Genomic DNA, 20,270 nt, shown 5'->3' on the forward strand with positions numbered 1-20,270 from the left:
AGGCCGTCACGGCGCCGAGGCCTGGTCCTTCGTGTCGCCGCGGAGCGGTAGCCCACCGGCTCGGTAGATGCCGTCGAGGACCTCCATGGTCACAACGGCATCCCTGGCGGAGGTGATGACCGGGTCGCCGTCGAGCACCGCGGCGGTGAACGCCGCCAGTTGACCGGCGTAGCTGGACGGGTTGCGAGGCACGCGCTCCCGCCGCACCGTGTGCCCTCCGGCGCCGTTCGCCAGACGGATCGTCAACCGGTGGTAGAGCTGGGGCATCACGAAGTTGGTCACGTGCAGTTCGCCGTCCGACCCGATCGCGCGGGCTCGGATCGACAGCACCCGGCGCGACCACATCGACGCGCGAACACGCCCGGTCGCCCCACTCGGGAAGCTGAGTTCGGCGCTCATCGCGCGGTCGACGCGCGGATCCTTGCGCAGCGTCGTCATCCGTGCCGAGGTGACCGCCGGATCGCCGGCGCCGAGAAGCCGGGCGACATGCACCGCGTAACAGCCGGCGTCCATCGCCGCGCCGCCCGCGAGCGCGTAGTCGTACCGGATGTCACCGAACCGGGGCAGGGGGAAACACACCTCGGCCTCGACGCGACGCAGCTCGCCCAGTTCGCCGCTCGCCACGATGGCGCGCATTCGCTCGGCGAGCGGGTGGTAGCGGTAGTGGAAGGCCTCCATCACCACCAAGCCGCTCCGCGCGAAGGCGGCGTCGGCGGCGTCCGCGACGCGCTCGGCCTCGGCGCGGTTGGCGGTGAACGGCTTCTCGCACAGCACGTGCTTGCCGGCCTCGAGAGCTTTCAGCGTCCATTCGGCGTGCAGCCCGTTGGGCAGAGGCACATACACGGCCTCCACGTCCGGGTCGGCGAGCAGCGCGCCATAGCCCGCGTGCACGACGGGGACTCCGTGCCTGCGGGCGAACGCCTCTGCGCGCGTGCGGTCGCGGGCCGCGACGGCGGTGACGGCGACGCGCGGTGTCTGCCGCGCGGGCTTGATCAGCGCGCTGGGCGCTATGGCGGCTGCCCCGAGCAGCCCGATCCGAAGGTCCCTGCACACGGGGACCAGTGTGCCAGGCCCGCCGCAGGGTGCGGAACGGTCGAACGATCAGCCATCAGGTAGCGGAGGGCGCGCTGTCGGCCGTCTACGAATATGGTCGCGCCCTGGGCGATCGTCGGACCTTCCGGGATCGCTCCTGATCTACGCGGCGTCGGCTTCGCCCGTTTCCGGCGTCGGCCGTGTGCCGCCCGCCGGTGCCGCACGTCGCGCGGTGCGGCCCGCCATGACGAGCACGGCTGCCACTGCCAGGCCCAGGGTGCCGGTGAGGAGGGTCTGCACGCGGTAGTCGAGGCCGGCGACCATCCCCGTGCCGACAAGCAGAGCGAGGCCGGTGGGTGCGTACATCAAGGTGTTGGTGGTGGCGGCGACGCGACCGAGCAACTGGGACGGGGTTTCCCTCTGGACGGCTGTCAGCGCCGCGATGAGCGGACAGGGCAGGCCCAGACCGATCGCCAGGCTGCCGCCAAGTACGACCGGTAGCCAGGGAGTTGCCCGCGCGAGCACACCGATCGCGAACAGCGTGAGTCCGGCCGCCGAGAAGGCGCGCTCGGACATCCGGCGCATCAGCGCACCGGCTGCCAGGCCGGCGACGACCGATCCGAGCCCTTGAATCGGAGTGAGCACACCGGCAAAGGCCGGGGATCGGTGGAGCCCGGTGTCGAGCATCGCGTACGTGGCCGTGCTGCTCACGCTGGACAGAACCATGGCCACCCCACCGGTGACGACCAGCGAGCGCAGCATCGGGTGCTGCCACAGATAGCGGGCGCCTTCGGCGGTCGCGGCGGTCCACGCTCGCCCGGCGTGGGCTCCAGGCGCAGGTTCCTGTACGCGCAGCAGCCTGAACGCAGCCGCGGCCAGCACGAAGCTGACTGCGTCCAGCAAGGCCACCGTCGGCCCGCCGAACGCGGTGAACAGACCCGCGCCGGCCAGCGGAGCGAGGAGCTTCGTGCTCTCGACGGCGGTACGTACCAGGCCGTTGAAGTCACCGCGCAGCTCGTCCGGCACGGCGGCGGCGACCAGGGCGGTCTCGGCCGCATCGGTGAGGACCATGCCCATGCCGACCAGGGTCAGCACGGCGAACAGGAGCCAGACCTCGCCCTGCGAGCGCACGGCGAGCGGCGCGAGCATGACGGCGGCCAGGACCAGGTTGGTGGCGACCAGGAGCGGACGGCGGCGAACCCGGTCCGCCACCGTGCCGATCGCGGGTCCCGCGAAGGTCGGCAGCCAGATGCAGAAGCCGACGAGCGCGGCGAGGCTGTTGGAACCGGTGAGCGTCTTGACCCAGATCCCGGCGGCCAGCGACATGGCCGAGTCACCGAAACCGGAGACGATCACTCCGCCCAGATACAGTCCCGCGTTGCGGTCGCGTAAGACCTTGAGCGTCGTCCAGCTCATGACCTCCCCCTCCCGGTGCAGCTGTCCGCGTCAACCTACCCCCAACCATTTGCTTGGTGGTAGGCCCGTCATGGTGGCGGCGTGCGCTTTACTGGCCTGCGTGACCGATACCGACCCCGTACTGCGCGCGCTCGCCCATCCCGTGCGACTCCGGATGCTCAGCCTCATGTGGCCGGGGCCGATGTCGGCCGCCGAACTCGCCCGCGAGCTGGACATCTCGCATGCGCTGGCCAGTCAGCATCTACGGCGCCTGGACACGGTGGGCCTGGTCGAGCTGGCGGAGGAACGCATGCGCCGCGGCGGCAGGGAACGCCGCTATCGCACCGTCCACGGCACGCCGCTGTCCGACCAGCACGACGGGTCCCCGATGCTGGCCGAGACCATGGCGCACACCCTCCGGGAACGTGCCGGTCGCCGACGTGAGGCGAGCGAGGGCGTCACCGTCGACGCCGAGCTGTGGGTGGACCCCGAGAGCTGGGAGAACGTCCGGCGACGGCTCGCCGAGCTCGCCACCGACCTCCACGAGGCCGCACGCCCCCCGCACACGCCGGGCACGATCCCCCTCGGCGTCACCATCACGGCCTTCCCTCTGCGGGAGCGAACGCATGAGGACGGATCGACCAGCGGTCGGGGCTGAGCGATCCATCGCCGCGTGTGACGCACCACTCGTTCGACGCCTCCGGGATCTGCTTCGGGTCGGCCGACGCCCTCTGTCTCTCCGGAGCGGGCCTGGGCGCCCCGCGCTGGCGGTGCATCTGTTCAGCGGCAGGCCAGGGCAGTCGGCGAAAACCCGAGGGGAGAAAATCTGGTCCAACCAGTTGACCACTGGCCTCGGCGTGTCCACCCTGATCGCCATGACCCAGCGACACATCCGGCGGGAGGCGGTCTCCGACCAGCTCTTCGCCTTGCTGCGCGACAGGATCCTGGGCGGTGAGCTGGCGCCCGGATCCGCGCTCACCGCCGAACGGGATCTGGCGGCCGAGTACGGGGTGAACCGGCATGCCGTCCGTGAGGCCGTCAAACGGCTTCAGCAGGCCCGGCTCGTCGAGGTCAGCCATGGCGGCCGCACCCTCGTCCAGGACTGGCGGCGCACCGCCGGCCTGGACCTGGCCGTCGGGATCGCCGCGGCCGACGCCGGGCCCTCCGTGGAGGACCTCGCCCGGGACGCCCTGGAGATGCGGGCCTGCATCGGTGCCGACGCGGCCAGGCTGTGCGCCATCCGGTGTTCGGAGCTCGCCGCCGCACAGATCGTCGAGGCCACCGGCCGCTACGCGCGGAGCGGGCCCGATCTGGCGGAACTCGGCGCGGCGGACGTCGCCTGGTGGCGGCTGATCGTGGAGGGTTCGGGGAACGTGGCCTATCTCCTGGCGTTCAACAGCCTGGTGGACGGGGCGCTCCCGGTCGCCGAGGTGCCCGGGGACCTGCGGACGGCCGAACTCCTCGACGTGGACGCCCATGTGCGGCTCGCGGGGCACATCGCGGCGCGTGCTGCCGAGGCCGCCGAGCTGCTGGCGCGCGAGCTGCTGTCCCGCAGCGTGCCCGCGGTGCCGCGGAAGGCGGTGCGCTGACGTGATCCCGGCCGTGGTCTACGCGATACCGGCGTTCGTGCTCCTGGTCGTCGTCGAGGTTCTCTCCTACCGCTTCCTGCCGGACGACGACGAGCGCGGTTACGAACTGCGCGACACCGCGACGAGCATGTCCATGGGCGCCGGCAGCCAGGTCATCGGACTGCCGTGGAAGGCGGTGACGGTCATCGCGTACGCGGCCGTCTTCACCGTCTCGCCATGGCACCTCTCACCCGCCTCCGGATGGACTTGGGTCCTGCTGTTCTTCGCCGAGGACCTCGCGTACTACGTCTTCCACCGCGCCCACCACAGGGTGCGCGTGCTGTGGGCGAGCCATGTGGTCCACCACTCCAGCCTCCGCTTCAACCTGTCCACCGCCCTCAGGCAGAGCTGGACCCCGATGACCACCCTGCCGTTCTGGCTGCCCCTCGCACTGCTCGGCATCCCGCCCTGGATGATCCTGCTCGAGCAGTCCGTCAGCCTGATCTACCAGTTCTTCCTGCACACCGAACGGGTGGACAAGCTGTGGCGGCCGGTGGAATGGATCTTCAACACCCCGTCCCACCACCGGGTCCACCACGGCTCCAACCGCGTGTATCTGGACCGTAATTACGGCGGGATCCTCATCCTCTGGGACCGGCTCTTCGGCACCTTCGAGCCCGAGCGCGAGCGGGCGGTGTACGGGCTGACGAAGAACATCGACACGTACAACCCGCTGCGGGTCGCTTTCCACGAGTACGCGGCGGCCTGGCGCGACGTGCGTGCGGCGCGGCGCTGGCGCGATCGCGCCGGGTATCTGTTCGGCCCGCCCGGCTGGTCACCCGAGGTCGAAGGGTGACGTGCCCCGACGAAAGTCCCTGCGTCCGACGGTTTCCCTGCCGCCCGCTGCATCGGGCAACGGGAAACCCGTCGACCCCGCCCTGCCGCGTGCCCAGGCTGGAGCCGTCAGCACCGAGCACGTCCTGCGCTCCGCAGGGCACAGCAAGAGGGGAACGACCATGCGCAGCATCTTCCGCGGCGCCGCCGCGCTCGCGACCGCCGCTGCGGCCGTGGTGGCACTGGGCGGTGCGGCCCAGGCCAAGCCGGCGGCCGACTGGGCCGGCTGTCCGTCGGGCGCGGTCTGCGTCTACCCGCAGAACCAGAATCCGGCCGTCTCGCCCAGCCAGATCTTCTACAGCTACGGCCCCCACAACCTGAGCAACCAGTACGGATGGCACTGGGTCCTCAACAACCAGTACGGCGGAGCGACCGCCAGCCTGTGCACGGGATACGACGGCAAGGGCTGCGGAGGCGCGTTCGCTCAGCAGACGGGCGTGTGGGCCGATCTGTCGCCGATCAACTCCATCACGCTCAACCGGCCCTGACGGGCACCGCACACCCGCTTCCGGAACCGCCCCTGCCCGGGTGGTTCCGGAAGCGCGCGTTTGCGCCACTTACGAGTGAAGCGCTTCGCCTCGGCTCCCGCACGGAACGTAACCTGGGCATCCGCCGTCTCACGGTACGGGCGCAGGGATGCCATGGGGGACGCCTTGAGGGAGCCACAGCAGGCACACGATCATGACGGCAACGAACCGGAAGGACCGGGGACGACCACCCCGACCTTCGCCGCCCGGCTGAGACGGTTGAGACGGCAACGCGGGCTGTCCTTGGCCGATCTGGCCCGGCAGACCCACTACAGCAAGGGCTATCTGAGCAAGATCGAGACGGGGGCCAAGCCGCCCACCGTGGATGTCGCCCGGCGCTGCGATCGCATCCTCGCCGCCGAGGGCGAGTTGCTCGCGCTGGCGGAGGCGGCGACCACCCGGGAACACGCCCGTGACAACGATATCGGCGCGCCGGCCTGCCCCTATCGCGGCCTGTCGGCGTTCACCGCGCAGGACGCCGAGTGGTTCTTCGGCAGGGAACGCGCGACGGCCGCGCTCGTCGAGCAGCTCTTCCAGCGCATCGGCGACGGGCCGCTGATGCTGGTCGCCCCGTCGGGTGCGGGCAAGTCCTCGCTGCTCAGCGCGGGGCTCGTGCCCGCTCTCGGGCGCCCGGGCCGCTTTCCCATGCCGGGCGCGGACCGCTGGCCGGTGGTCTCCCTCACTCCTACGGCGCGCCCCCTGGAGGAGCTGCTGGAGAGGACGGCGAAGGCGCTGGGCTGCGATCTGCGCCTGAGCGTCGCCGAACTCCGGGACAAGCCCCGGGCGCTGCTGGACGCGGTCCACCGGCTGACGGACGCGGGGCGGCCGGAGTCCGCGCTCGACGACCGCAGGCCGCCTCCGGTATGCCCGGTGCTGCTCGTGGACCAGTTCGAGGAGCTGTTCACCCTCTGTCCGGACGAGGGCGAACGTCGTGCCTACGTCCGGGTGTTGTGCGCCCTGGCCACCGCCGCGCCCTCCGGGCCCCCGTACGACCCTGCCGTGGTCGTGCTCGGGCTGCGGGCCGACTTCTCCGGACGATGTCTGGAACTGCCCGAACTGGCCTCGGTGTTCACCGAAGGGCTGTTCGCGCTGCCTCCGATGTCGGTCGCGGAGCTGCGCGAGTCGGTCACCCGCCCCGCGGAACTCGCAGGTGTGACGCTCGAACCCGGGCTGGTCCCACTGCTGTTGGGTGACGCCGGGCTGCGCGAGGAGCCCGACGCGGACGGCCCTGGTGGTAGGGAAGTCCAGGAGACGCCGTCCGGGTTGCTGCCTCTGGTGTCCCATGCGCTGCTGGCCACCTGGCAGTACCGCGAGCAGTCGACCTTGACCGTTGCCGGGTACGAACGCGCAGGCGGTATCCGGGGCGCGGTCGCCCGCACCGCCGAGGACGTGTTCGCCCGATTGCATCGGGCCGAGCAGAGAACCATCCGACGCATCCTGTCCCGGCTGGTGCATGTCTCCAAGGACACCGGCGCGACACGGCGCCGGGCGAGCCGGACCGTCCTGATGGAGCAGCTCGGCGACACGGACGATGTCGCGACGGCGCTCGACGCCTTCGTACGGGCCCGGCTGATCACCGTGGACCACGACATGGTCGAGATCACCCACGAGGCGCTGCTGCACGCCTGGCCACGGCTGCGCGACTGGATCCGTGCGGACCGGGCCGGGCTCCTGATCCACCAGCAGCTCGCCCATGCCGCCGCGGACTGGGAGCGCGAAGGCTGTGACGCCTCCGCGCTGTACCGGGGCACCCGGCTGGAAACGGCACGCTCCTGGGCCGATGAGCTGGAGGGATCGAGCCGTCTGAGCCGGGCGGAGAAGGCATTCCTGCAAGCGAGTTGCGCAGAGGAGGGGGCACGGCAGCGGCGGGCCCGGCGTCAGGAACGGGTGCGCGAGGCCATGCTGGCCACGCTCGTCGTCCTGCTCGGACTCGCCCTGGTCGCGGGCGGCCTGGCCTATCAGCAGCGCACGGCGGCGCTGGACCAGGAGCACGTCTCCCGCTCACAGGCCCTCGCCCTGGAGTCCACCTCACTGGCCGGCGGCCGGCCCGAGGCCTCGATGCTGCTGGCGGTGGCGGCCTACCGGGCCCGCCCCACGGCCGAGGCACGCGGCGCACTGCTGAGCACCCAGGCCCAGCCGTTCGCCAGTCGGCTCGGCGGCCATCGAGGGCCGGTCAACGCCCTCGCCTTCTCGCCGGACGACCGGCTGCTGGCCACGGCGAGTTCCGACGGAACCGTGAAGCTGCGACGATTATCCGACCACCGCACCATCGCGACGCTCACCCTGCCCGGCCGGGTACGCTCGGTCGCCTTCAGCCCCGACGGCCATGTTCTTGCCGCCAGTTCGACGGACGGGCCCGTGCGGTTGTGGCTCACGGACGGCCGACGGACCGAGACCGTGCTACCCGAACGGACCGCGGGCGCCCGAGCGGTGGCCTTCGATCCCCGCGGCCGTACGCTCGCCGTCGCGAGCCTCGACGGAGCGGTGCAGCTGTGGGACACCGGGCCCGGCCACCGGGCCGGCGCGGTGCTGCGCGGTCACTCCGGGACCGTCACCGCGCTGTCGTACGCGCTTGACGGCCGGACGATCGCCTCGGCCGGATCCGATCGCACCGTACGGCTGTGGAGCACCGACACGGCCCGCCCCCTGGCCGAACTGCGCGGCCACACCGACGAGGTGCTGGGCGTGGCGTTCTCACCGGACGGGCACAGTCTGGCCACGGGAGGCGTGGACCGGACCGTACGGCTGTGGGACGTGACCACGCGCCGGCTGACCGCGACACTCACCGGACACGGTGACGATGTCAACGGGGTCGCCTGGACGCCCGACGGCGCGAGTGTCGTCAGCGCGGGGGGCGACGGTACGACCCGGCTGTGGGACGTACGCAGCGGACGGCCCACCGCGACGCTGGCCGGACACACGGACTACGTCCTCGGTGTGGCCGTGAACGGAAGCGGGACCCTGCTGGCCACCGCGGGCTTCGACCAGTCCGTCGTGCTGTGGGACCTCAGGGGCCGGGCGCTCGCCGCACCGCCGTTCACCGAGGTCACGCACGCCGCTTACAGCCCGGACGGCACGCTGCTGGCCACCGCTGACACCGATCACACGGTACGGGTGTGGGAGGTGACCCGGCGACGGCTGCCGGCCGTCCTGACCGGCCATCGCGAGAGCGTGGTCTCGGTGGCGTTCGCTCCCGACGGCCGCACGCTGGCGTCGGCGGGATCCGACGGCACCGTACGCCTGTGGGACGTTGCGGACCGCCGCCCGCTCGGCACGCTCGCAGGCCACCGCGGAAGCGTGTTCGCGGTGGCGTTCGCCCCCGACGGCCGCACGCTGGCATCGGCAGGATCCGATCGCACCGTACGCCTGTGGGACGTGCCGACCCACCGCCCCCTCGCCGTGCTCACCGGGCACACCGACTACGTCAACGACGTCGCCTTCAGTCCCGACGGACGCACCCTCGCCAGCGCCGGAGACGATCTGACCGTGCGGCTGTGGGACGTGGCCACCCACCGCCCCACCGCCACGCTCACCGGCCACACCGGTGCGGTGCGCGCGGTGGCGTACAGCCCGGACGGGCACACGCTGGCCAGCGGCGGCAACGACGGCACCGTACGCCTGTGGGACCTGGGCCGGAGGCGACCGGAGGCGTCCCTGACCGGCCATGCCGGGGCGGTGCGTGGCATCGCCTTCTCACCGGACGGCCATCTGCTCGCGAGCAGCGGCAGCGACCGGACGGTGCGGCTGTGGGACGTGCGAGGGCGACGCGCCTGGGCCGCCCTGACCGGTCACACCAACGCGGTGTGGGGCGTCGTCTTCTCCCCGGACGGACGGACGGTGGCCAGCAGCAGCAACGACGGCACGGTACGGCTGTGGGACCTGGACCTCTCCGAGCGGCTGGCCCAGGTCTGCCGACTGCTCAAGTCCGCGGGCCGCAACGCGAGTGCGGGGCTCACGCCCGACTCCGGCGTGTCGGTCCGGCAGGCCTGCGGCCGCACCTGAGGCCCCGTCCGCCGTGACGGGCGGGGGTTTCCCAAGGGTTTCCCGTCGCCTTCCCGAAGAGGGTGCCGCGTCGGCGTCGACCCGCGGGGTGGCCGATCGGCAGCCTGGACGCCGATGCGGGGCCCGCACACCGGCGCCACGAACTGCCTGCGCCGCAGCGGGGATCCGCTCGCGACCACAGCACGTCCACGACACGAACGGGGGTACCGGCATGCGCGACAGGACCGGTCTCATCGGCGTAATCATCGGCGTACTCACCCTTGTCACCTGGGTGTCCGCACCCTCGGCCCTGGCGGCCGAGCGAACACCCCTCACCACCGCACCACGAGCCGCCGAAGGGTGCGCCGTCCTGGCACCGGGCGCCTCCACGGCGGCCGAGCAGGCGATCTCGGCGGCCTGTGCGCAGGTGGCGGCAGGAGTCTGGTACAGCTGGGGCGGCGGCCACGGCGCGCAGCCCGGCGCCACCTACGGCCAGGTCGACCCGACCGACCCGGCCAGCGAACACGATCCCGAGCGGCGCGGTTTCGACTGCTCGGGGCTGGTGCGCTACGCCTACGCACAGGCCGCCGGGTCCGACATCCTCGACGGCGACGCCGGCGCCCAGTACTACACGCCCCGCGCCGCCGCCCGCTTCACGGCCGCTCAGGGTCTCGCCCCGCTGCTGCCCGGCGACCTGCTCGCCTGGGGCACCTCTCAGGACCTCCACCACATCGCGATCTACCTGGGCGCCGGCAAGATGGTCGAGGCTCGGCAGTCGGGCACGAAGCTGATGGTCAGTGATGTCCGCCTGGGCGGTGACTACTTCGGTGCGCTGCGCGTCAACACCGGGACGGTGACCGGACATGTGTTCCACACGTGGGGCACCGGTGTCTGGACGAAGGACCAGCCGTCCACGAAGGCGGCACGGGTGTACGCCTTCCCGGGTCCGACCACGATCCGGGTCGAGTGCCAGAAGCACGCGGAACTCGTCACCGCCGACGGATACACCAACGACGCCTGGTCCTATCTGCCCGACTACCGGGCCTGGGTCACCAACATCTACATCCAGGGCCCGGCCTGGCTCGACGGCGTGCCCACCTGCGCGTCCTGAACCGGGGGACGACGGCAGCGCAAGCTGCTCAGCGCGGCGCCCGCGAGGGCGCCGCGCTGCCTCGTCCACGACGCCGTGTGCGCATCGGGCCGGCGCTACGGCGTGAGCACGTGCCGGGCCGCCGTAGAGTACCGGCCCGTGACCGCGAGCATCGACCTCACCCGAGCGGACCTGACCGCCTTGCTCGATGCCTTGCGAGGTTCCGCCGCACGTCTGGCTGCCGGTCTCGGCGAGCTGACCGGCCTTCAGGCCCGCGAGCCGTCCGCGCTCGCCGGTTGGAGCCGTGGACACGTCATCACCCATCTCACGCGCAGCGCTGACGCCTACCGGTGGCTGCTCCATCTGGCCCGCACCGGGATCGAGCCCGGCCCCCGCGCCGACGGCCCCGCCTTGGCGCGCGCACGACGCGAAGGGGCGGGACGCGACGCCGCCACGCTCGTCGCCGACCTGCACAAGAGCGTGGACCGGCTGCTCGACGAGGCCACAGCCATGCCCATCGGGCGCTGGTCCGCCCTGGTCACCGCCCTGGCCGGCCGGCGTCACCCGGCCTCGTTCACCCTCCACCGCGCGCGACGCGAACGCGAGATCGACCATGCCGATCTGTCCCTCGGCCACACCACCGCCGACTGGCCCGTCGACTTCGTCATCTGGGCCCTCGACGACACCGTCGCCGCGTTGACCGCACGCGACTTCCCCCCTCGCCCGGCTCGAGGCACCCGACCTCGACCGTGCCTGGTCGCTCGCCCCGACCGGCCAGACGGTCACCGGTTCGGACCATGTCCTCCTCGCCTGGCTCGCCGACGTGGCGCCGGCGTGGTGGGGACACGGCCCTCCGCTCGGAGCTGCCGCTGCCGACCCCACCGGCGTGACCGCCCCCTCCGGCCCCTGGCTGGTCCTGAGGCACGCCCCTTCACGGCGTGGCCGGCCGCTTTCGGCAGTGGTGTGCGACACCTTCCGCGAAGGCGCGGGCGAGCGGGGAGAGGGCGTCCCAGCGGCGCACCGCCCAGCCCGCGGCGAGAGGCGGGAGCGCGGGGACGGGAATCAGCCGCAGGTCCGGATGTCCGGGGCCGCTCCAGTCGGGCAGGGTCGGGACGACGGCGTGGCCGAGTCCCAGCTCGGCGAGCAGGATGGCCGTGTCCCAGTCGGTGACACTGGTGTCGAAGACCGGACGGATCCCGGACTCGGCGAGCCAGGAGCTGAGTTGGGAGCGGGAGGTCGAGTTCTCCGGGAGCCCGATGAGCCGGGCGTCCTGCAGATCGGCGGGCTCGATGAACGCTCTGCCCGCCAACGGGTCCCGCGCTGTGACGGCGAGCGCCCAGGGGAGCTCGACGACGGGGTGTTGCTCGGCGGAGCGGATCGAGGGCCCGAGGGTGACCCAGGCAAGGTCGACGCTGCCGGCGGCGAGGGCGTCGAAGCAGCCACGGCTGGAGGGTTCGGTCTGGAACTCCAGGCTGGCCTGGGGAAAGCGCCGCCGGAAGTCGACGACGGCGGCAGCCATGAAGTGCCGGACGGTGGTCGCCCCGGTGGTGACCCGTACCGATCCGCCGTCCGCGTGCGCGAGTTCCTCCAGCTGCCGCAGAGCGTGGTCGATGCACCCGAGGCCGTCCGTCACCGCCGAGTGCAGCCGTCTCCCGGCCGGGGTCGGTACGACGCCCCGTGGTCGGCGCTCCAGCAGACTGAGACCGATCTCCCGCTCGAGCCGCTTCACATGCTGGCTGACCGCGGACTGTGTGCAGGCCAGATCGCGGGCGGCTGCGCTCAGGGAGCCGGTTCGGCAGACCACGGCGAAGACGCGAAGATCGTCGAGTGTCACGAGCCCCAAGGTATTGCTTGGGGTCTCCCCAGCAAACCCCTGGATTGACTTGGGTTCCAGGGGGCTTGATCATCGATGCAGGGCCCAGGGCGGCAACCCGCCCGTGCTTCCACCGCGGTCCGGACGCGCGGAGGCAGGGCGGGTGCCGACCCACAACACATCGCTTTCCCAAGGACAGGAGCCCACATGACCACTTCCCATCCGACGGTGGCCGTCCTCGGCCCGGGCGGCATCGGCGGCCTGGTCGGCGGGCTGCTCGCCCGCGACGGGCATGGCGTCGTCTGCCTGGCCGGCGAGGAGACCGCGACCGTACTGCGCCGGGACGGTCTACGCATCGAGAGCACGCCGTACGGTGAGTTCACCGCGGCGGTGGAGGCCGATACCCAACTGCGCGAACCGGTGGACGTACTGTTCGTGACGGTCAAACAGACCGCCCTCGCGGCGGCGCTCGACCGCGTGCCGCCCCACGTCCTCGGCGATGCGGTCGTGATTCCGTTGCTCAACGGCCTGGACCACCTCGCCGTGATCCGTGGGCGCTACCCGGCGGCCCGGGTCGTCGCCGGGACGATCAGAGTCGAGGCCACCCGCACCGCACCCGGACGCATCGTCCACACCAGCCCCTTCGCCGACATCGAACTGGCCGGAGACGTCACAGAGTTGGCGGAACGACTGCGCCACTGCGGTCTCGGCGTGTCCCTGCGCGACGACGAGAGCGCGATGCTCTGGGACAAGCTCGCCTTCCTCGCTCCCTTCGCCCTGCTGACCACCTGCCACCGGACCGATGTCGGTACCGTCCGCACGGAGCATCGAGCGGAACTGCTCGCCGTCCTCGACGAGATCACCGCCGTGGCGCAGGCGGCGGGCGCGGCCGCGTCCACCGATGCCGTGGTCTCGTTCTTCGACCGCGCTCCGCAGACGATGAAGTCCTCGATGCAGCGCGACGCCGAGGCCGGACGCCCGCTCGAACTCGACGCCATCGGCGGAGCCGTCCTGCGCGCCGCGGCCGCCCATGACGTCGACACGCCGGTCACGGCACGACTGGTGGCACAGGTGGCCCGCGCGGTACGCCAGGAGGGGTGACGCAGCCCCCCTCCCCCACCGACGGACACTCCCCGGCGGGCGGCCCGGGCGGCGCGCCGGACCGGCCGGAGATCACAAGCTTCCTGGCCGCCCGGGGCGCCGACCGGATGCCGCATCCCGGAGGCACGCTTCTACGACATCTGATCCGCGTGGCGCGGCTGTTGAACCAGTGGGGCGCCGAACCGGACGTGCGGGTCGCGGGGCTGTGTCACGCCTCGTACGGAACCGCCGGGTTCGATCAGACACTGCTGAACACCACCGAGCGCCCCGTGCTCGCCGAGCTGATCGGCGACCGCGCCGAGGAGCTGGTCTACCTCTACGCGGGCTGCGACCGAGGTGTCGTGTACCCGCGCCTGTCCGAAGCGCGGCCGGTCGTCTTCCGCGACCGCTTCACGGGGGCAGAACACACACCGCCTGAGCCCGACATACGCGCGTTCCTGGAGATCACGGCGGCGAACGAGCTCGACGTGCTGACGCACAACGCCGAGCTGGCCCGGCGCCACGGCCCGGACCTGTACGGCTGTTCGCCTGGAGCAGTGGCTGGCCGGGCCGCCGGGCACCCTCGGCGCCTGGTCGGACCTCGACACACGGGAACGCGATGCCTGGCTCGACCTCGTCCGGGAGCGGCCCTGCCGACGCGAGCGCCACGACCGGCCGGCCGGTCACGCCTACGAGCTCGACGGCCGCCACATCACCGACGTCCCGGGCCTCTATCTGGCACTCGGCGAGGCGGTGAACGGTCCGGGTGGCTACTTCGGCGGCTGCCTGGCCGCCCTCGACGACTGTCTGCGCGGCACCTTCGGCTACACCGCCTCGCAACCCTGCTCTGGCGGAACTCCGCGACCGCACGCGAGCACCTGTCCCGAAACCTCACACCGGACGGCCGTCACTTCGACCTGTTCACCAAGACCCTCAAAGCCCTGGCCGATGGCGGGATGCACGTCACCCTGGCGTGACGCGCGACCGAGGTCGAGCATCGCGGCGCCCGAGTCCGCACGGAGCGGGTCGACGCCGTCAGCCCATTGGCCACCTTCGGAGCCGACCTGATCAACTCGCCCGCACATCAGCTGAACCGGTGAGCTAGTGTCCTGGTGCTCGCGCCAGTCCTCCGAAGGAGAGCCATGTCCTTTCCCCAGCTTCCCCAGCCTGCGCCGGGTGAAGTGCTGTTGATCTGCACGTGCTACGAGGATGACAAGGCCCTGTGGGGCAGTCTGCTCGACGAGATCGGGGGCCGCCGAGAGGACGACGTACTCGTTCTCGGGGACAGCGGAGTGCGGCTCCACCTGGTCGAGGGCAGCGGGTGGAACTACCTGCACGGCGGTAACGTTCCGGCGCTCGTCCCGGGCGCCGGCCTTGTGCCGCCGGTCGTCGTCCTGGCGGACATCCCTGTGGTGTACGGCGGGGACGGGCCATTGCTGGTGGACCTGGGGCCGATACCCGGACGCGGCGTCCGGGTCCCGTCGCCACGGCTCGACGAGGTCCTGGCGGCTCTGCTGGGCGGCACGCTCACGTTCGACGACCTGGTGCGCGACATGGACAGGTATGGCAAGTACCAGGGGGACGGTGGCCGCCCGGCTTTCCCCGCGCTGACGGCGCCGAACCGCCGCTCCTTCCCGGCACTGCCCTCCACCGACGCGGTCCTGCTGGTCCGAACCTCCTTCGACGACGAGGACGGCTGGCGCGCCCTGCTCGACGAGTTGGGCGGTGCCGACGAGAGCGGCTGGGTCGGGTCGGACGTGGACTTCGACGAGATCGACCCGGACGAATTCCCGCTCACGGCGCTGGTGGTCGACGACCGAGCCTTCGAGGGCCTCGCGCCAGGCCAGGTCCCGGCGCTGGTCCCGCCCAAGGAGCACACCACACTGGTCGCGCTCGCCGACGCCAGGACGTTTGCGGAGCCAGGCCGACCGCTGACCGCCGTCGACCTGTACGACACCCCGGGACAGCCCGCCGTCCTTCCGTGTCGCAACGTCGGGTCGATGGCGTGCAATCTGGACATCAGCAATATGGACTTCCACGAATTCGTCGCCGTGGAGGGCGTCGAGCCGTGGTGGGAGGAATGATCGGCTGAGCCTGAGCCCGGCAGCTGTCACTCAGGCAGGCCTGCTGCCACCCATCACCTGCCTGGGTGCTCGCGGCGTGCGCGCGGAATGTCAGTGGCGTCGGGTTGGATGCCCTCATGACTGTTCATGATGTCGCCCGATCGCTTCCCGACATCCCAGTACTTCGGGATCTTTGTCGGTCGATAGCCATGGTTGAGGCGGTGCTCAATCCGGATGGCGAGCGCTACTACTCGTTCAGCGCGAAGTGGTCGGAGACGGAGGAGATCGCGTCGATGCGCAACGGCTCCGGCGACGAGTTCGACGTGATCTTCTCCGAGGCCGGTGTGTATGTCCGGGGGTTCGACCACGAGTCGCCGATGAGTCCCTGTGTCAACGACGCCCCGTGGCCGGGTGTCGTGGACTCGGTTCCCCCGGTCTTCGGACACCACGTCCTGGAGCCGGCTTTCACACACGAGGGCAAACCCAGTGTGACCGCCTGCCTGTGGCGGGAGGCGGGGAGCGATCGGTGGGCAGCGGGAGAGATCGACTTCCCCGAGGGGTATCAGGATCCAGATGGTGCCGACTGGTTGTTCGACTTGCTCACCACCTCCACGCCGGAGAGGTTCAAGGAGTTCGCCGAGGACTACTACGAAATACCTGTGAACATCGCCGCAGTGCGCCGACTGTACGATCTTCGTCCACTCGACCGGGAGACGGTCCGTGCTCTGAACAGCGCCGTGTCCCTGAGCATCGTCGCGGATGCGGCCGCCGAGATCGGCTACGCCACCGACTGGTCCGCCTGACGTGACTCGATGACCTTGGGCGCAAGTTCCTTGACACCCGTATGTGCAGGGCAAGGAGGTGAGCAGACGGAAGGAACCCGTGCTCGGCGGGGATGTCGTAGAACGCCGGCAATCCCGCACCGGCAGCGACATGTTCACCCTTCACAGGCACAAGTTCCGCGGGGAACTGCTATGCGGCACTGTCCTCCGGCACGGCTGTGCGGGCCCCAAGGTCGGCGGCCGCCCTTCTGCGAACGGATCGCACCGACGTCACCCAGGCATACACCGTGTAGAGGACCGGTACTCCGAGACTCACCGGCCAGATGTAGCCCATGACCAGCCGGAGGAAAACGAGCAACACCACCGTCCACGGCAGGACGGTCACGAACGGGACCCAGCCAGGGCGCATGCGCAGGGCACCAATCGCCGCGCCTGCCGCCAGGGGGGACATCGTCCGGTCGAGCCCCTTTTTCCGCAGCAGTTCGAGGAAAGCCGCCGTCTGCTGATCGTTCAACGCAGCGACCGGCAAGCCCATGGCCATCTGCGATGACACGCGCAGCACCCAGAAGTCACCGACACGCGAGACACTCCGGAACGTCGTCCACGTCCGGGACGTGGACCGGTCCGCGCCCTGAGTGCGGTACTCCGTATCCGTCATGGTGACCGTGACCTCCCGCTCACCCACCAGGTAGGGCGCCAGCTGGCGCCGGACCGAACGCTCGCGCAACAGGAAGGATCCCGCTCCGCACAGCATCAACACCGCGCCGATCGGGACAGCACCGCGAACCCCGGCGAGCCCGGCCACGCACATGCCACCGCCCACGACCAGAAGCCCGATGGTGATCACCAAGCGCTGGATGTATCCCCGCCGAGCACACGCCCGATACGAGCGAAGCACCATGGCCGGAGTGGTGACGAAGGTGGTCGTTATCGGCATCTCGGCCACACTGGCTCCCGTTTCGCTCATGCAAGAGGAGAAACCCCTGCTCGGGGTGACCTTAACGGCTGTGTCACCGGCCGCAGGAAGCGGGGACGGGGCCGCCGGGGCGGAACGGCCCACCCCGACGATGTGCCGCGCCTTGACCGAGCGCACGATCAGTGCGATCCGCCGCGTTCCCGGCATGGCCGGGACTCGCTCCGTCACAGCGTGCCTACAGGTCGAACTCCACCTGCTCCACGTCGGTGAACTCCACCAGCAGGCCCTGGGCCCGGCGGCCGTGGTCCTTGAAGTAGATCTCCTGGAGGCCCTCGGCCGCGATGTCCCGTAGCTGCTGCTCGGTGCCGCCCGCGTCCTTGGTCTCGAAGAGCCGGGCGGCGTACTGCGGGGGCAGCGCCACGGTGAGGTGGCGCAGCCGGGCGTCGTCGGTGGTGCCCGGGGCGGCGGCGTAGCCGAACCGGGCGCGGGTGTCGATGACGATGCCACCGGTGGTGGCCGCGGCCTCCTTGGCCCTGGCGCGGATCTGCGGCTGCCACCGCTTCCTGACCTCACGCTCTATGCGCTGCGCCAGTTCCGGCCGGGGCCTTTTGATCTGGTCCTTCACATACCGCTCGACGGTGCGCTGGGTGACGCCGAGCAGCTCGGCCACCGCCCTGGTGCCCTTGAGCTGCCGGACCAGATACCGCATCTGCGCACCCGCGCTCTTCGGGATCGGTCGTGTGAACGCCTTCTGCAGTACGGAGTCGAGACCGTCCCCGACCGTGTCCATCGGCCCTCGCCTCTCACTCTCCGTCGTCCTGGGCGGTGACCTCGCCCGTCTTGATGTAGCGGGCGAGGTTGAGGACCTCGCCGTACTGCTCGCGCACTTCCTCCGCCCACAGGGTGGTCTGGGTCCCCTCGTGCTTGACCATCCCCGGCGACACCCCCAGCCGGAAGGAGCCGGGCACGGTCTTGCCGTCGGCGTCGTACGGCAGGACGTCCAGCGGCGACGGCCCGGTGGCTGCGTACACGGCACAGTCCGACAGGACCGCCACCGGGTACCGACCGGTGGCCGCCGCGAGGGCCACCATCTTGCGGTGCATGTTGATACGGGCCCGGGAGATGACGACCGCACGGATGTCCGGCCGCCATGTCGGCCGCGCGAGGGCAGGCCATGCCTGGCCGGGCTTCCAGCCGCCGCCACGCGCCCGCTCGCGCAGTTTGCCGATGCCGCCCTTCACCGTGGACTTGACGGCGTCCAGCACGATCGCCGCCTCAGGGTCACGCTGCTTGTAGCCGTCCATGGCCTGGAGGAACTGCTGCGGGGGCAGCGACTCTCCCACGCCCAGGTCGCCCATGGTGTCGACGTAGGCGTTGCGCAGTCGCTTGTACCAGCCGTCCAGGAACCTGCCCTTCTCCCGCCGCACCCAGGCCTCGATCGGGGCTACCTCGTAACCGAGTTCCACCGCGTACGCCACCGTAGGGGTCGCATACCAGGCCGGGCCCGTCGGTCGCTCGCCGGTCGGGGTGAACGGGCTGGGCAGCAAAGCGCCTTCAAGTCGCCGCCTCTGCTTGCCGAGCAGGACATGGGAGAGGTCGACGTGGGACAGGTCGACCAGCCACGTCCCGGGCAGCGTCGGGTCGAAGGTGGGATGGGTGACGTGCACGGGCGGGGTCGCCAGTCCGACGACCGCGCCGTTGGCAGCCGCGCCGAAGGCGAGGTTGACGTCGATGCCGACCAGGAACCGCTGCATGCACTCCGCGTCGGTCAGCTCCCGGGCCCAGTCGTACGCTTCCTCGAACAGCATCTCCGCGGGTCCCCGCTGGTGGAAGCGGGGCAGGTCGGCGAGCAGCGGGTGTCCGTCGGGTGCCTCGCACGGCGCGCAGTCGATCGGGTGCTCGCCCAGTGAACCGGGCCGGTGCTCCTTGTGCCGCCTGCCGCTCGCGTCCGGCTCGCCGGCTCGGGTCGGCGGGTTGAGGGCGGTCATCAGCTCCAGGCCGGTGACGGCGGTGGAGCCCCGCGGTGTCATGACGCGGGTCGCGTAGGTGGCCAGCAGCCGGGCGAGTTCCGCCGGGTCGAGCTGCGCGGCGTGGCCCCAGGTGCGGGTGTCGAGCGCGTTCCACGACGGGATGCACAGCTGCACACACTGTCGCTCCCGGCCCTGGGCAGGGCGGTAGATCCGCGCCCAGGGTCCGAACCCGCGCTTTGTCAACTGCCAGCTCGCGCGGTCCAGTTGCTTGAGGACCTTGTGTCCGTCCGAGAGCCGCCCGGCGAGCCGCTCGGATTCCGACAGCGCGGGCGGGAGCCCGTATCGCTCGCACGCGGCCGCGGTGAGCACCAGCAGCGGGTCGGCGTCCTTGCCGGAGGCATGCAGCTTCTCGGCCCCCAGTTGTGCCTCCTTCAGCGTCCACTCGACCAGCGCGGGCAGCGACTTGGCGGGTACGTCCAGGACCAGGCCGCCGACGCCGTAGCCCGTGACCCGGCGGTCGTCGTCGGCGTCGATCACGAGCAGGGGGCCGTTGCCGAACCGGTCGGTGGCGGTCACCGGGACGTCGGCCGGCGTCGCCTGCTTCCCGATCGGGCGGCGCGACATCGACGACGGCGCAGTGGCGACCGCCGGACGCGGCGCGACGGCACCAACGGCGGGGCGGGGTGCGGTGGTCCCGGAAGAAGCCGTGGCCGCAACCTCAGATGCCCGGTCTCGGGGCACAGTGCGCGCTTCCGCCGCCGGAGCGGGCGCACGGTCGGTGATCTCGGGCGTCGAGCCGGTGGCGGTCGGCGCAGGGTCGGCCGGAGCGGGGTACATCGCGGCGAGTTGTTTGAGCAGACGCGCGTACGCGTCCCGCTCCGGCGGCCGCGGTTCGGTCTTGCCGGACTCCCAGCCGGACACTGTCGCCCGCCGTACCTTCAGCGCCCCGGCCACCTCGTCCAGAGTCAGCCCATGGGCCTGACGCAGCCGCTTGCGCTCCTCCGGCGGCGGCAACGGGGACCGGGACGCCACCAGCGCGTCGACCGCGTCGAACAGCTCGGACATCAGCACCTCCCGGGCGCCATCCTACTTCGCGAGGCGTACGGATCGCGTACGTTCTCCGTGCGTTTCGCGTACGCACACTCGGCCTCACGGGGCG

At 71.2% G+C, this 20,270-nt stretch carries 15 protein-coding genes and 3 pseudogenes; 12 read left to right on the forward strand and 6 right to left on the reverse strand.

Translation table 11 applies throughout. The features are described 5' to 3' along the window. Nucleotides 1-6 precede the first annotated feature (6 nt). Both ACFY2Z_RS25000 and ACFY2Z_RS25005 read right to left on the reverse strand, forming a co-directional pair. A complete protein-coding gene (locus ACFY2Z_RS25000; protein WP_390746328.1) occupies nt 7-1,053 on the reverse strand; it encodes a Gfo/Idh/MocA family protein in 1,047 nt (348 codons plus the stop codon). A 141-nt stretch (nt 1,054-1,194) separates the two neighbouring features. After that, nucleotides 1,195-2,448, reverse strand: coding sequence for an MFS transporter (locus ACFY2Z_RS25005; RefSeq protein WP_390746329.1), 1,254 nt, complete (start codon nt 2,446-2,448; stop codon nt 1,195-1,197). Between the two features lie 100 nt (nt 2,449-2,548). On the opposite strand from ACFY2Z_RS25005, the gene ACFY2Z_RS25010 reads away from it, so the two are divergent. The 7 genes and pseudogenes from ACFY2Z_RS25010 to ACFY2Z_RS25040 form a co-directional block, all read left to right on the forward strand. Next, nucleotides 2,549-3,085 carry an ArsR/SmtB family transcription factor gene (locus tag ACFY2Z_RS25010; RefSeq protein WP_390746330.1) on the forward strand — a complete coding sequence of 179 codons (537 nt, stop codon included), beginning with the start codon at nt 2,549-2,551 and terminating at the stop codon, nt 3,083-3,085. A gap of 217 nt (nt 3,086-3,302) precedes the next feature. Then, on the forward strand, nt 3,303-4,016 hold the full coding sequence (locus tag ACFY2Z_RS25015) for a FadR/GntR family transcriptional regulator (RefSeq protein WP_390746331.1): 714 nt from the start codon (nt 3,303-3,305) through the stop codon (nt 4,014-4,016). A gap of 1 nt (nt 4,017) precedes the next feature. Next, a complete protein-coding gene (locus tag ACFY2Z_RS25020; RefSeq protein WP_390746332.1) occupies nt 4,018-4,851 on the forward strand; it encodes a sterol desaturase family protein in 834 nt (277 codons plus the stop codon). A gap of 160 nt (nt 4,852-5,011) precedes the next feature. Then, complete coding sequence (locus tag ACFY2Z_RS25025) at nt 5,012-5,377, forward strand: hypothetical protein (protein ID WP_390746333.1); 366 nt, start codon at nt 5,012-5,014, stop codon at nt 5,375-5,377. A 153-nt stretch (nt 5,378-5,530) separates the two neighbouring features. Beyond that, complete coding sequence (locus ACFY2Z_RS25030) at nt 5,531-9,418, forward strand: helix-turn-helix domain-containing protein (protein ID WP_390746334.1); 3,888 nt, start codon at nt 5,531-5,533, stop codon at nt 9,416-9,418. A 211-nt stretch (nt 9,419-9,629) separates the two neighbouring features. Continuing rightward, nucleotides 9,630-10,508, forward strand: a complete 879-nt coding sequence (locus tag ACFY2Z_RS25035; RefSeq protein ID WP_390746335.1) for an NlpC/P60 family protein — start codon at nt 9,630-9,632, stop codon at nt 10,506-10,508. Nucleotides 10,509-10,646: 138 nt separating this feature from the next. Beyond that, nucleotides 10,647-11,297: pseudogene (locus ACFY2Z_RS25040) on the forward strand (maleylpyruvate isomerase family mycothiol-dependent enzyme); the annotation flags it as partial. Between the two features lie 121 nt (nt 11,298-11,418). Here ACFY2Z_RS25040 and ACFY2Z_RS25045 read toward each other — a convergent pair. Continuing rightward, entirely contained in the window at nt 11,419-12,321 is a 903-nt protein-coding gene (locus ACFY2Z_RS25045; protein ID WP_390746336.1) for a LysR family transcriptional regulator, read from the reverse strand. Nucleotides 12,322-12,507: 186 nt separating this feature from the next. Between ACFY2Z_RS25045 and ACFY2Z_RS25050 the strand changes: the two genes are divergently transcribed. From ACFY2Z_RS25050 to ACFY2Z_RS25070, 5 genes and pseudogenes are all read left to right on the forward strand, one after another. Next, nucleotides 12,508-13,401 (forward strand): ketopantoate reductase family protein, encoded by an 894-nt coding sequence (locus ACFY2Z_RS25050; protein WP_390746337.1) that lies wholly within the window; start codon nt 12,508-12,510, stop codon nt 13,399-13,401. 107 nt (nt 13,402-13,508) lie between these two features. Further along, a pseudogene (locus ACFY2Z_RS25055) lies at nt 13,509-13,676 on the forward strand (DUF6817 domain-containing protein); the annotation flags it as partial. A gap of 256 nt (nt 13,677-13,932) precedes the next feature. After that, nucleotides 13,933-14,357 (forward strand): annotated as a pseudogene (locus ACFY2Z_RS25060) (barstar family protein); the annotation flags it as partial. Between the two features lie 165 nt (nt 14,358-14,522). Beyond that, complete coding sequence (locus ACFY2Z_RS25065) at nt 14,523-15,464, forward strand: DUF6924 domain-containing protein (RefSeq protein WP_390746338.1); 942 nt, start codon at nt 14,523-14,525, stop codon at nt 15,462-15,464. Between the two features lie 116 nt (nt 15,465-15,580). Then, nucleotides 15,581-16,246, forward strand: a complete 666-nt coding sequence (locus ACFY2Z_RS25070) for a hypothetical protein (protein WP_390746339.1) — start codon at nt 15,581-15,583, stop codon at nt 16,244-16,246. 169 nt (nt 16,247-16,415) lie between these two features. On the opposite strand, the gene ACFY2Z_RS25075 is transcribed toward ACFY2Z_RS25070, so the two are convergent. The 3 genes from ACFY2Z_RS25075 to tap all read right to left on the reverse strand — a co-directional run bounded on the left by ACFY2Z_RS25075 (nt 16,416) and on the right by tap (nt 20,176). Further along, on the reverse strand, nt 16,416-17,075 hold the full coding sequence (locus ACFY2Z_RS25075; RefSeq protein WP_390746340.1) for a hypothetical protein: 660 nt from the start codon (nt 17,073-17,075) through the stop codon (nt 16,416-16,418). 301 nt (nt 17,076-17,376) lie between these two features. Further along, nucleotides 17,377-17,931: a telomere-protecting terminal protein Tpg gene (gene tpg / locus ACFY2Z_RS25080; RefSeq protein WP_390746341.1), complete on the reverse strand. Its 555-nt coding sequence runs from the start codon at nt 17,929-17,931 to the stop codon at nt 17,377-17,379. A gap of 13 nt (nt 17,932-17,944) precedes the next feature. Further along, the gene (tap, locus tag ACFY2Z_RS25085) at nt 17,945-20,176 is read right to left on the reverse strand and encodes a telomere-associated protein Tap (RefSeq protein WP_390746342.1); all 2,232 of its coding nucleotides are present in this window, start codon (nt 20,174-20,176) and stop codon (nt 17,945-17,947) included. Between the last annotated feature and the right edge of the window lie 94 nt (nt 20,177-20,270).

The organism is Streptomyces sp. NPDC001222, assembly GCF_042896945.1.
Classification (GTDB): domain Bacteria; phylum Actinomycetota; class Actinomycetes; order Streptomycetales; family Streptomycetaceae; genus Streptomyces; species Streptomyces gibsoniae.